This window comes from Gilliamella sp. ESL0441 (genome assembly GCF_019469185.1).
Taxonomy (GTDB): Bacteria; Pseudomonadota; Gammaproteobacteria; order Enterobacterales; family Orbaceae; genus Gilliamella.
Map to the genome: position 1 here is coordinate 2,538,182 of NZ_CP048264.1, position 12,936 is coordinate 2,551,117.

Here is a 12,936-nt window from a genome sequence, read left to right on the forward strand (position 1 = left end):
TAAAAGGAAAGGAAATTACTATGACATTAATGATTTTAGGCCATCCCAATATGGCGCAATCCATTGCTAACAAAACAATTATTGAGACATTACAGCAAACTGTTACCGATCTTGAAATCCGAAATATACATCAACTTTACCCTAATTATCAAATCGATGTAGAACAAGAACAAGCCGCATTATTGAGACATGATCTTATTATTCTTCAATATCCTATGTATTGGTTTAATATGCCAGCTATATTAAAGTTATGGTTTGATGAAGTGTTGACTTACCAATTTGCTTATGGCTCACAAGGTGATAAATTAAAAGGTAAAAAGTTATTGCAGAGTTTAACAATAGGGCAAAAAAGTTACCAAGAATACGGTGAAAATTTAATTGACCACTTTCTTGAATCAGTAAAATTTTCGTCTCTGTATATACAAATGGAATATCTTCCACCGGCTTTATTATATGGTGTATCACCATTTGATGATAAAACAGAAATAAGAACCAAAGCCTTAAAACATGGACAGGAATTAGCTGAATTGATAAAAAGTTACTGCTAATGACAAAATGTGATGATATAGCGTGAGACAGACATCATCACATTAAACGTTCTGTTAGCTATGTTTGGTTAAAACCGCATAAAAAAACCCATCACCGCCGTTGTCGGTAGGTAAAAACTGTTTAACCTCGCCTTGCAATTTTGCATCACTATTTTCATGTAAAAAACGCTCAATTTGCAATCTATTCTCTTCTGGAAGAATTGAACAAGTCGCATAGACTAAAGTACCACCTGTTTTTAAATAAGGCCAAATATACGTTAAGATCGCATGTTGTAACTCAGTGAGTTGGGCTATATCACTATCACGACGTAACCATTTTATATCTGGATGACGCCGAATAACGCCCGTAGCTGAACATGGGGCATCAAGTAAAATCCGGTCAAATTGACGCCCTGCGCACCATTTTTCTGGCGTTAATCCATCACCAACTTTCACTTCAGCACATTGTTTTAAACGCGTTAAATTATCATTAATCCGTTTAGCACGACTCGCATCAACATCAACCGCTAGTACTTGAGCATTTGGGGCGACTTCTAAAATATGTGTAGTTTTACCACCAGGTGCGGCACACATATCTAAAATTTGCTCGCCATTTTGCGGGGCAAGTAGATAAGCCGCATATTGTGCAGACAAGTCTTGTACGGTCACCGCACCTTCAGAAAAATAGGGCAATTTGGTCACATTAACGGGCTGTAATAACCTAATGGCAGAAGGTATAGCTGTACAAGCTTGTGATTCAATGCCTGCTTCGGTAAGCATTTGTTGGTACTCACTCACTGAATAGTGATTAAGATTCACTCGCAACCACATCGGAGGTTTTTGATTATTCGCCACTACAATTGCTTGCCACTGCTGTGGATAGGCTTGCTTAAGACGAGTTAGTAACCACGTCGGATGGAGAGTTCGGGCTGTATCTTGTTTACAGTCTTGCGAAAATTTGTTTGTCAAAACAGCTTGTTGACGCAAAAATTCCCGCAACACACCATTAATTAATCCTTTGAGAGCGATTTTTTTTAATTCCTTAACCGCGTTAACTGTTTCTCCTACTGCTGCATGCTCCGGAATACGGGTATAGAGAACTTGGTAAACACCCACTAACAATAAATAGTGTAAAACTCTATTTTTACCAGTAAGCACTTTGTTCATCAAGCTATGAATATAGAAATTCAGTTCGGGTAATACCCGCATTACCCCGAAACAGATTTCTTGAACTAACGCTTTATCTTTATCGGCAATTTTAGGATTTAAAGTCATCAATGCAGAGCTGAGCGATTGCCCTTCTTCCAACACATTAAAAATAGCCTGAGCACAAACCGCACGGATATTTTGATATAACTTGTTATTCATAAGCAATGACAGCCTTAATTGATGTTATTACAGAATTAACGATCCAACCCAACCCGCAATAAATAAAGGGATATTAAAATGGGTGAATGTTGGAATAACACTATCACGAATATGATCATGCTGACCATCACTATTAAGCCCAGCCGACGTTGCTAAAATAGTATCAGAAGGCGGAGAACCAGCATCACCAATCGCCCCAGAAGCACCAATTAAACAAACTGTTGCAATAGGTGAAAAGCCAAGCTGAATACAAAGTGGGACATAGATTGCCGCAATAATAGGCACCGTCGAGAATGACGAACCGATACCTAACGTGATCACCAATCCGACTAACATCATCATAAATGAAGCAATAACTTTATTACCCGCGAATAAAGCAGCACTGTTAATCACTAACGGTTCAATATCATTTGTTTGTTTTAGCACTTCGGCAAAGCCTTGGGCAGAAATCATAACAAAACCAATCATGGCCATCATTTTAATACCATCAGTAAAAACGCCGTCTGCTTCACCCCATTTAATGGTTCCCGAAACAATAAAGCAAATAAAACCAATTAGCGCCCCTAAAATCATTGAACCTGTGTAAAGTTGGATAGCAAAAGAGAGAACAATTGCCAATAGAGACACAATAAGTGAACGCTTATTTACACTATTTACCGTTTCTAAATTCGTCTCTTCACGAATAATTTTATATTCTCTTGGTTTACGGTAACTGACAAAAATTGCCCAAAGTAGCCCAACAAACATCCCTAGCGCTGGTATCGCCATAGCATGCATTACATTCACATGACTAACATCCATGCCGGATGCAGTGATATTTTTTAATAAAATTTGATTTAAAAAGATATTACCAAAACCAACCGGTAAGAACATATAAGGTGTAATGAGTCCAAATGTCATTATACAGGCAATCATTCGTCTATCTAACTGTAATCGAGACATCACATATAATAGTGGTGGGATTAACAGTGGAATAAAAGCAATATGGATAGGTATGATATTTTGTGAAGAAATACTGACCAAAGCAATAATAATAATTAATAACCATTTTATGCGTTTTTTAGCACTGCTCGTTGTCAACTGTTTAACCGCTTTATCAGCTAATAATTCAGGCAATCCCGATTTTGAAATTGCAACGGCAAAAGCACCAAGCATAGCATAAGAAAGAGCGATATTTGCACCATTGCTAATACCTGTATTGAATGCATCAATTGTTTGTTTTAACGTTAAATGGCTAAATAAACCACCAACAAAGGCACCAATAATTAAGCTAATTACCACATGAACACGGCAAAGAGATAAAATTAACATACAAATTACCGCAATAACCACAGCGTTTATTGACGATAAAAGCTCAAAAACTGTATTCATAGATATATTCTCTTAAATAAACAAAGTTAATTATTTTAGTGGATGACTATAGAAAGTGCAATTGATAGTAAATGCTGACTTTTAACCATGATTATTCTAAAAATAGTTGACGTCTAAATGGATTTTAAGTGACAGATTAAAATAAAAAGCAAAATCAACACATTGCTCAATAAACTCCCCATATTTTTTATAACTGTCTGATTAATTTTTTATTGATAAAGATCTCATTTTGATAAAAATCCTTTTTTTATCCTTGCTAATTACAGAATAAATGGCTATTTTAAATAATAGATATTTTTAATAGAAATCATTATATTTATAGAAATATAATAATGAATCATAATGTGGCTTATTTAAAAATTACACTAATTTTATGCTTTAGATGAATTAAATTTTTAATTAAGGAGAAAGATATGTCTAACCGTCCAATTGGATTGGCAGCGTTAACTGTCTTAGATGTTTCACCTGCTAACCAAGTCCTTGTTGCAGCAGAAGCGGGTTATACTCATGTCGGTTTGAGGCTTATACCGGCTACGCCAACTGAACCGGTATATGCGACCGTCGGCGATACGCCATTGGTTCGAGAAATTGAACGCCGTTTAAAAGAGACAGGAATTAAGGTATTAGATATAGAAATCTTCCGTTTAAAACCCGATACCCGTGTCATTAACTTTTTACCCGTACTGGAAACGGGCGCAAGATTAGGTGCCAGTCAGGTACTTTTGGCGGGTAACGATCCCGATCAAAATCGACTAGCCGATAATTTTGCCCAGCTTTGTGACATTGCCGCTCCCCTTGGCATTGCCATCAATATCGAACCGATGCCATGGACAAACATCCCTGGCGTCAATGCCGGTGTTGAACTGCTAAAAAAAGCGAATCAAAACAATCAAGGTATGATAATTGATCCCCTGCATTTTGATCGAGGTCCAAATACCCTTGACGATTTGAAAAAAGTACCTAAAGATTGTTGGCGTTATATGCAACTGTGTGATGGTACTAAAGAAAAACCTCAAGACACAGAAGGACTACTTTATCAAGCTCGTAACTATCGTTTATCCCCGGGGCGTGGTGGGATTGACCTTGTATCTTTGTTGAAAGCTTTACCTGAAATGCCGATTTCAATTGAATGTTGTAATGACGAATTAGCTTTATCTAAATCCCCAATTGAACGCGCTAAAATGTATATTGAAGATACACGTGCATTATTAAAACGTGTTGCTGAACAATCTTAATTGTTAACGCTTTATTGAAAAAAAGCGTGTAGTGGAGAATTTTTAATGAGAAATAATATTGACGGCCATTATTTATTGATTGGTTTAATGGCTTATCCAATACGTCACAGTTTATCACCGCAAATGCAAAACACTATTTATTCAAAACTAAATATTCCTTATGTTTATTTGGCTTTTGAAGTTGATCAAGAAAAATTACCCGATGCAATAAAAGGTCTTCGTGCCTTAGGTTTGCGAGGTAGTGCGGTATCGATGCCCAATAAACAATTGGTTTGCCAATATCTTGATAAGTTAACACCTGCGGTTGAAATGAGTGGGGCTTGCAATACAATTTCGAATGATAACGGCATATTAACCGGTTATAACACCGACGGCATTGGCTATATGCGCATGTTGAAAGAAGCAGGCATTGATGTCATAGGTAAAAAAATGACGATTCTTGGCGCAGGCGGTGCAGCAACAGCTATTGTAGTACAAGCTGCGCTTGATGGTGTGAAAGAGATCGCCATCTTCAATCAGAAAGATGACTGCTATGCAAAAATTGAAGCAATTGCAAAAAAATTAAATGAAAACACACCATGTAAAGTCAGTGTGACCGACCTTGCTGATAAAGAGCAACTCCGTCAAGCCATTGCCACCAGTGAAGTACTTTGTAACGCTACAGGTGTTGGAATGAAACCATTAGAAGGGCAAAGTTTAATTACCGATCCAACGATGTTAAGACCGGATCTTGTCGTAACAGACTGTATTTATAGCCCACGTAAGACCAAATTGCTTGAAATCGCAGAACAGCAAGGTTGTAAAACCTTAAATGGGATTGGCATGATGCTTTGGCAAGGTGCAGCGCAAATCAAAATTTGGACGGGTGAAGATGCACCTATTGAGTATGTAAAAGAAAAAATGGGATTTAATGATTAGTCGATAGGTAATCTTTTTACCTAATAATCCAATTAAAAATAAGTTAACAGATTATTTTATGTTATTGTCTGATTTGAATCACACAATATAAGATTAATCATTATCAATATAATCTTTTACCAACAGGATATAAAATGAAAACAGTTACAACCAAAAATCTAGTTATAGGATCGGGTGCGCCGAAAATTATTGTCCCAATTGTGGGGAAAACTGAAACCGAACTACTTGATGAAGTGACATTTTTACAATCGATAGATTTTGACGTTTTGGAGTGGCGAGTAGATCACTTCACCCAAGTTGATAATATTGATGCTGTGAAAACTGTTGCTAAAAAAATTGCAACCTTATTACCGAGCAAACCTATTTTATTTACCTTTCGTACCGCTAATGAAGGTGGAGTAAAACCATGGCCACTAACCGATTATCTTGAATTAAACAAAGAAATAGCTAAGAGTGGACTGGTCGACCTGATCGATGTTGAAGTCTTTATCGGCGATCAATACGTAAAAGAAATTATTAATGTAGCGCATCAACATAATGTATTGGTTGTCACATCCAACCATGACTTTGAAAAAACACCTACGAAAAACGATATCATTTCTCGATTACGTAAAATGCAAGATTTAGGTGCTGATATTCCCAAAATTGCGGTTATGCCACAGACCACAGATGACGTCCTTACCTTATTAGCGGCAACCACAGAAATGAATGAAAAATATGCAACCAGACCCATCATTACCATGTCAATGGCAGGGCTGGGGGCAATTAGCCGAGTGGCAGGAACAACATTTGGTTCAGCAATGACATTTGGAGCAGCTAAAAATGCCTCAGCACCGGGGCAATTAGATGTCAAACAGTTACGTTATATTTTAGATGTGTTGTATCAAAGTAAACAGTAGGTTAAATAATTTGGTACTTACTTTGACATTAAGATTTAATCAAATATAAAGATATGCGAAGAAAGTATAAATAAAAGTTATCAAGTTGAATAATAGGAGTTTTTATGAGCCAAAGTTGGTTAGGATTAGAAAATGATGTTTGTGTCATCACAGGTGCAATTGGTGGCATGGGCTCCGAAATTTGCCGTGAATTTGCCAAACAAAAAGCGAATCTTGTACTTATCGATTTAGATGAAACAAAATGTCAACAACTTGCTAAATCGTTAAGTAATGAATACGGTATAAAAGCAATCGGTCTTGCCTGTAATACCACTAACGAAGCACAAGTAGATGCAGCGGTCGCAAAAGTAAAACAAGAATTTGGACGTTGTGATGTACTGGTTAATACTGCAGCAATTTTACGTTTTTGTCCGATTGAAGACCTTCCTCTTGATGAATGGAATACTACCGTTAATATTAACCTAACAGGATATTTCCTTATGTCTCAACGTTTTGGGCGTTTAATGATTGAGCAAAAATCAGGTCGTATGGTGCATATCTCAACGGTGGCGTCGCACACGCCTGAAACTTACAGTGGTGCTTACAGTTCAACCAAAGCTGGGGTTTCGATGATGTCTAAACAATTTGCTGCTGAATGGGGACAATTTGGTATTCGCAGTAATGCAGTCTGTCCATGTTTTGTCAAAACACCTTTATCAAAAAAATTCTATGAAGATAAAGAAGTTGAACAAGGTCGTACCCGTATGATTGCCAGCCGTCGTATTGGTGAAACCATCGATATTGCTAATGCTGTTTTATATTTGGCAAGTAAACGTTCTGATTATTCAAATGGTACTGAGCTTGTGGTTGATGGTGGTTACGAAGTAATGCTTGGAGATTTAGTCCCACGTCCAGGTGGTCGTCGCCAATTTGCAGAACAACAACATGCGGCTTCGAAAGCATCGAACAAATAAAAAATATCAGTCAATTAGGCTTATAGCTCACGACCGTGATCATGGTGGTTAATTGGCTTTTTAGGATTTGAAAACCACAATCAAAATAGAGAATAACCATAAGGAATATCGATGTGTGAGCTAAATATTATTGCAATACATGAGGTAAAACCAGAGTGGGTAAAGGAATATCAACAAGCTGCCCTAAAAGTGCGGAATGAAAGCAGAAAAGAAGCTGGTTGCATTCGTTATGAACTCAGTCTGGATACCAATAACCAACATATTTTTATTTTCTCAGAAATATGGGCAAACCAAGCTGCCATTGAGTTTCATAATACGACTGCTCATTTTATGGAATTTAAACAATTCTTAGAGAATAAATTAGTCAATAGAAAATGGTATAAAACGAAAAAATTCTAATTAAATAGATAACGAATTCTCGTAATGGCTCGCGCTTAGCATAACGCGAGCCATTCTAGTTTTCATCTATTTATAGATAAAACGAATAAATTAAACTTGATCTATAAAATATAAACATAAGTTAGCAATGGATTTATTATTAACTTTAACACGTTTAGAAGACTATTTTGCAATGTTTGATAGAGAAATTATTTAAATAAAAAGGAGACAAATATGCCCAATTTTTCAGCTATATTTGAACCGTTTGTAATTAATAAAACAACTATACGCAACAGAATTGTCATGCCACCGATAGGGACTAACTTTGCCACATTACATGGCGAAATGGTGGATGACCATATTCAATACTATGAACAACGAGCAAAAGGCGGAACTGGGCTTATTATCCTTGAAAACGTATGCGTTGATTTTCCTTATGGTACTAACGGTACCACACAACTGAGAATCGACAACGATCAATACATTCCCGGATTGTATAAATTTACCGAACGTATGCACAAGCATGGGGCTTCGGTCGCAGTACAAATTAATCATGCAGGCGCATCCGCTTACCCCGGTCGCTTAAATGGCTTGCAACCTATTTCTTCATCCAATATACCATCTAAAACAGGTGGCAATATTCCCAGACCAGCAACGATTGAAGAGCTTCATGATATTGTTAAACAATATGGACTAGCAGCTCACAGAGCCCAAAGAGCCGGTTTTGATGCTGTTGAAATTCATGCCGGACACTCATATTTGCTGAGTCAATTTTTATCACCGCTGTATAACAACCGTACAGATGAATTTGGAGGTAGTATCGAAAACCGAGCACGATTAATTCGTCTGGTTATTAATGAAATGCGTAGCAAAGTCGGCCCTTTCTTTCCAATCCTTTTACGGATTAGTGCGGTCGATTTTGTAGATGGAGGAAATACTTTAGACGATACCTTAGCTATTTTAGAACACCTGAGTGAGGGTGTGGATGTTTTTGATGTATCTGCCGCACAAAATGATACTATCCAATTTCAGATTGATCAGATGAATCTCCCTGACGGTTGGCGTTCTTACATGGCAAAAGCTGTGCGAGATAAATTTAATAAACCGACCATTGCGTCTGGTAACTTTCGAGACCCATCAATCATCGCTAAAACAATTGAAGAAGGGATTGCTGATTTTGTCGTTTTAGGACGAGGGCTAATTGCCGAACCTTATTGGGTTGAAAAAGTACAAAATAACGAAATCGACACATTAAGAAAATGTATTTCATGTAATATTGGTTGTGCAGATCATCGCATTGCGAGATCTAAACCAATTCGCTGTACAGTTAATCCGGATATTATCAGTTATGAAGACTATAAACGCTATCAGATCTCAACCCCGCTTAATGTTGTTGTAGTGGGAGGCGGAACGGCTGGACTTGAAGCCGCATGCACAGCAGCAGAAGTCGGATGTAATGTTACATTATATGAAGAAAAGCCTTTTTTGGGTGGTCTGTCAATGATGATTTCTCGATTTCCATACAAACAACGTATTGCCGATTTGCCTAAATTTCTTATCAACCGTGCCAAAAGTTTAAAAAATCTCACAATCAATCTTAATACACGAGCAACGCCTGAAATAATCGAAAAATTACAACCCGACTTAGTGATTAGTGCAACCGGTTCAAAACCTTTATTACCCCCTATTAAAGGATTACACGATCAGCTTAGTGCGCCAAACAGACAAGTATTTTCGATTTTTGACATCATGGAAGACTTCAATCAATTTACCGATATTGCCAATAAAAAAGTGGTTGTCATCGGTGGGGGAGCTGTCGGGCTGGATGTCGTTGAATATTTTTCTGAAAACAACGCCAAGGCGGTTTCCATTGTTGAAATGAAGCCTGCTATGGCTGAAGATTTGGATTATATTGGTCGTATTTCTATGATGACCATGCTCAAACATAATCAGGTTGATGTTCATCTTTCTACAACTTTACTGGAAGTCGCTGAAAATCACTTTTTAGTTAAAGATAAAGATGGTCACCAATTTAAATTAGAATTCGATTATGGTTTTGTCTGTTTAGGAATGCTAAGTGAAAACACCTTTAGCCAAGCTTTTTCTGAACATGCAACTAAAAATAACTATGTTTATCATAAAATTGGCGATTGTAAACAAGCTCGTAAACTTATCGATGGCATGCGTGAAGGACGAGATGTTATTACCCTGATCCAACGATTGGAGAGGATAAAAAACAAAGAGATTCGTGGAGTTGATATCAATAAACCTTTATAATGCTTTCAACTATCGTTATAAATAGAGTTATTTAACTCAAACTATATCGACGAAAGATTGTGCAAATTAGCTAACGTTTAAATGATAACAAGTATATACTTAGTGTTTTCTCTCTTATTTAAACAATAAGAGAGATTCACTATTATGATTTAAATACTAATTTCTGTATTAGCTTGATTAAGTATATTTCATTATTTAAGCCTATAATTAGCGAAATACGATGAGGTTTATTTTTATGTTTTCGTGGTGGACTAAAGTTTCTTTTTCACTAATCCAAATCCCAATTAAATTATTTGTTAAAAGTAAACCTATACCAGCAGATCCGGTTTCTGAATTAGGTCTTGATACTAATAAACCCATATTATATGTTTTGCCCTATAATTCTAAGATTGATCTTATGGTTGTTCGTTCTTTATGTTCCAAGTTCGGCTTACCTGATCCGCTAGAAGGCATCGATATTAATGGTAATATGGTTCCTTCATATATTTTTATTGATAAAGGCCCGGGTATTTTTGCCTCTAATCAACAAAAAACAAAAGCAATTGACATTTTAAGAGAATATATTTCTGCTCATCAAGAAAATCCCGAGTTGGATATTCAAATGTTACCGGTTTCGGTGATGTTCGGACGCAGTCCAGATAAAGAAGGCAAAAAAAGCCCTTCTCTACAAGTGCTGGGAGCAACTTATAAATTATATAAAATCATTGTTTCAGGTCGAGATTGCTATACCCGTTTTTCAAGAACCGTGTCATTAAAAGATATTGAAATCAATAATCAACAAAATATTTCGGTCTTAGCCCATAAGCTTGCTCGTGTTGCACGTATTCATTTTACCAAACAAAGAATGGCATCAGTGGGTCCTAAACTGCCTGTACGGCAACAAATGCTGAATAAATTATTAACTAATCCTAGCCTTTCTGATGCAATTCAAGAAGAAGCCAAAAGTAAAAATATTAGTCTTGATAAAGCGAAAAAAAATGCACTGGCAATGTTAAACGAAATTGCCGCTAATTTTTCTTATCGAATGCTAAGAATTACCGATATTGTTTTAACTTGGGCATGGAACAGACTTTACCAAGGTTTAAAAGTAACCAATGCCGATCCAGTTCGAGAACTGGCGCAAAATGGACATGAAATTGTTTATGCACCGTGTCATCGCAGTCACATGGATTATCTTTTATTATCTTATGTTCTTTATCGACAAGGATTAGTACCACCTCATATTGCTGCTGGTATCAACTTGAACTTCTGGCCTGCTGGTCCGATTTTTAGACGACTAGGTGCCTTCTTTATTCGTCGTTCATTTAGAGGAAATAAACTTTATACTTCCGTTTTTCGTGAATATTTAGCTGAGTTATTTATTCGAGGCTATGCTGTTGAATATTTTATCGAAGGTGGGCGTTCACGTACCGGTAGATTGCTCGATCCGAAAACAGGCATGCTCATGATGACCATCCAAACGTTATTGCGTGGCGATGCAAGACCTATCACCGTTGTACCGGTTTATATTGGTTATGAACACGTTTTAGAAGTGGCGACTTATGCCAATGAATTACGCGGAGCAAAAAAAGAAAAAGAGAGTTTATGGCGTACGCTAAAAGCCTTTTTAAAATTAAAAAAATTAGGTTTTGGCTATGTTAATTTTGGTCAACCTATCCCACTGAACCAATTTTTAAATCAACAAATACCAGAATGGCGTGATGCAATTGAACCAACAGGCACCGCTCGCCCAAATTGGTTGACACCCACTACCAATGTTCTGGCAAAACAGATCATGGAGCGTATCAATGCCTCAGCAGCTATTAACGCCATGAATTTATGTTGCTCTATCTTATTGGCAGCGGATCAACGGGCATTAACTAAAGTTAAACTCATAGAACATATTAATTATCTTCTTACATTATTAAAAAATATTCCTTATTCTGATTTGATAACGATTCCCGCTCAAAGCGCAGATGAACTATTTGAACATGCTAAACAGATGGGTAAATTTGTTATCACAACCGATGAGGCTGGCGAAATTGTCGGCTTAACCACTGAACAAGCGGTTTTAATGACTTATTATCGTAATAATATTCAACATTTGCTGATCATTCCTGCAATCGTTGCCAGAATTCTTGTGAAGAATAATCGCATCTCCTCAGAAGCGGTTTTAGAACAGGTAAAATTGCTTTTCCCATTAATTAAATCTGAACTGTTTTTATATCATAATGAAGCGCAGTTAGTTGAATATGTAAACCAAATTATCGCCACCTATTGTGACTTAAATTTAATTAGTTGTACGTCAGATAAATTAGTGCTCAATTATGCAAAAATGTCTGGTTTACAGTTAATTGCTTCGTCATCAAAAGATACCTTACAACGTTATGCGATTGCTTTTTCGCTTTTGCAAAAAGACCCTTCAATTAGTCGAGCTAATTTAGAAAAAGAAGGTCGATTAATTGCGGAAAGATTATCGGTATTACATGGAATCAATGCGCCAGAATTTTTTGATAAAGGGGTCTTTTCAACACTGGTTGCATCACTACGAGAACAAGGTTATCTGGATGATCAAGATAGTGCCAGTTTTCAAAAAATTGAAAACATGAATAATATCTTAAAACCTCTCATTACTCATCGAGTCTTGCAAACAATTGAGGAAATTAATCCTTAATCACGAGTTAGTATCGATAGAGTTTGCCCTTTTATCAGTCGCAAACTCTATCAATATTGTTGAATATAGCAAAATCCACAATACCAATCGATTCACTTGATAGCTCATATATTGATAATAATTTTAAGTTTTGTTAAGATACGCTTTACATAATTATTGCAAAGTGCTGCTAACAATTTTAGATAAATTTTAATAAAAATTATCGGATCTTTTCTTCTGTTTTTTTGATTAATGTCAAATTTTAATCATTGATATCTGTTTTTTCCTTTATTTCCAATTGATAAACGATTATTATGAATCATTATCCAATAGGGATATTAGTACCTATCAATATAATAAATTAAAATGTAATGTCAG

10 protein-coding genes are annotated in these 12,936 nt (G+C 36.4%); 8 read left to right on the forward strand and 2 right to left on the reverse strand.

Annotated features, from left to right (window positions below):
- Positions 1–20: 20 nt before the first annotated feature.
- Positions 21–548, forward strand: coding sequence for an NAD(P)H-dependent oxidoreductase (locus tag GYM75_RS11280; RefSeq protein ID WP_220216027.1), 528 nt, complete (start codon positions 21–23; stop codon positions 546–548).
- 54 nt (positions 549–602) lie between these two features.
- Here the strand turns inward: GYM75_RS11280 and rsmB are convergent, their stop codons facing one another.
- Positions 603–1,895: a 16S rRNA (cytosine(967)-C(5))-methyltransferase RsmB gene (gene rsmB / locus GYM75_RS11285; protein ID WP_220216028.1), complete on the reverse strand. Its 1,293-nt coding sequence runs from the start codon at positions 1,893–1,895 to the stop codon at positions 603–605.
- 27 nt (positions 1,896–1,922) lie between these two features.
- Positions 1,923–3,266, reverse strand: coding sequence for a Na+/H+ antiporter family protein (locus GYM75_RS11290; RefSeq protein ID WP_220216029.1), 1,344 nt, complete (start codon positions 3,264–3,266; stop codon positions 1,923–1,925).
- Positions 3,267–3,679: 413 nt separating this feature from the next.
- Here GYM75_RS11290 and GYM75_RS11295 point away from each other — a divergent pair, with 413 nt between their 5' ends.
- From GYM75_RS11295 to plsB, 7 genes are all read left to right on the forward strand, one after another.
- Positions 3,680–4,501 (forward strand): sugar phosphate isomerase/epimerase, encoded by an 822-nt coding sequence (locus GYM75_RS11295; RefSeq protein WP_220216030.1) that lies wholly within the window; start codon positions 3,680–3,682, stop codon positions 4,499–4,501.
- Between the two features lie 45 nt (positions 4,502–4,546).
- On the forward strand, positions 4,547–5,419 hold the full coding sequence (locus GYM75_RS11300) for a shikimate dehydrogenase (RefSeq protein ID WP_220216031.1): 873 nt from the start codon (positions 4,547–4,549) through the stop codon (positions 5,417–5,419).
- Positions 5,420–5,553: 134 nt separating this feature from the next.
- Positions 5,554–6,318, forward strand: coding sequence for a type I 3-dehydroquinate dehydratase (gene aroD / locus GYM75_RS11305; RefSeq protein WP_220216032.1), 765 nt, complete (start codon positions 5,554–5,556; stop codon positions 6,316–6,318).
- Between the two features lie 104 nt (positions 6,319–6,422).
- Complete coding sequence (locus GYM75_RS11310; RefSeq protein WP_220216033.1) at positions 6,423–7,271, forward strand: SDR family NAD(P)-dependent oxidoreductase; 849 nt, start codon at positions 6,423–6,425, stop codon at positions 7,269–7,271.
- Positions 7,272–7,382: 111 nt separating this feature from the next.
- Positions 7,383–7,670, forward strand: coding sequence for a putative quinol monooxygenase (locus tag GYM75_RS11315; RefSeq protein ID WP_220216034.1), 288 nt, complete (start codon positions 7,383–7,385; stop codon positions 7,668–7,670).
- A gap of 213 nt (positions 7,671–7,883) precedes the next feature.
- On the forward strand, positions 7,884–9,926 hold the full coding sequence (locus tag GYM75_RS11320) for an FAD-dependent oxidoreductase (protein ID WP_220216035.1): 2,043 nt from the start codon (positions 7,884–7,886) through the stop codon (positions 9,924–9,926).
- Positions 9,927–10,146: 220 nt separating this feature from the next.
- Positions 10,147–12,579: a glycerol-3-phosphate 1-O-acyltransferase PlsB gene (gene plsB / locus GYM75_RS11325; RefSeq protein WP_220216036.1), complete on the forward strand. Its 2,433-nt coding sequence runs from the start codon at positions 10,147–10,149 to the stop codon at positions 12,577–12,579.
- Positions 12,580–12,936 lie beyond the last annotated feature (357 nt).

Bases quoted from the DNA above. Each gene is read 5' to 3' on its own strand.
- GYM75_RS11280 (WP_220216027.1), top strand. From the start codon at position 21: ATGACATTAATGATTTTAGGCCATCCCAATATGGCGCAATCCATTGCT.
- rsmB (WP_220216028.1), bottom strand. From the start codon at position 1,895: ATGAATAACAAGTTATATCAAAATATCCGTGCGGTTTGTGCTCAGGCT.
- GYM75_RS11290 (WP_220216029.1), bottom strand. From the start codon at position 3,266: ATGAATACAGTTTTTGAGCTTTTATCGTCAATAAACGCTGTGGTTATT.
- GYM75_RS11295 (WP_220216030.1), top strand. From the start codon at position 3,680: ATGTCTAACCGTCCAATTGGATTGGCAGCGTTAACTGTCTTAGATGTT.
- GYM75_RS11300 (WP_220216031.1), top strand. From the start codon at position 4,547: ATGAGAAATAATATTGACGGCCATTATTTATTGATTGGTTTAATGGCT.
- aroD (WP_220216032.1), top strand. From the start codon at position 5,554: ATGAAAACAGTTACAACCAAAAATCTAGTTATAGGATCGGGTGCGCCG.
- GYM75_RS11310 (WP_220216033.1), top strand. From the start codon at position 6,423: ATGAGCCAAAGTTGGTTAGGATTAGAAAATGATGTTTGTGTCATCACA.
- GYM75_RS11315 (WP_220216034.1), top strand. From the start codon at position 7,383: ATGTGTGAGCTAAATATTATTGCAATACATGAGGTAAAACCAGAGTGG.
- GYM75_RS11320 (WP_220216035.1), top strand. From the start codon at position 7,884: ATGCCCAATTTTTCAGCTATATTTGAACCGTTTGTAATTAATAAAACA.
- plsB (WP_220216036.1), top strand. From the start codon at position 10,147: ATGAGGTTTATTTTTATGTTTTCGTGGTGGACTAAAGTTTCTTTTTCA.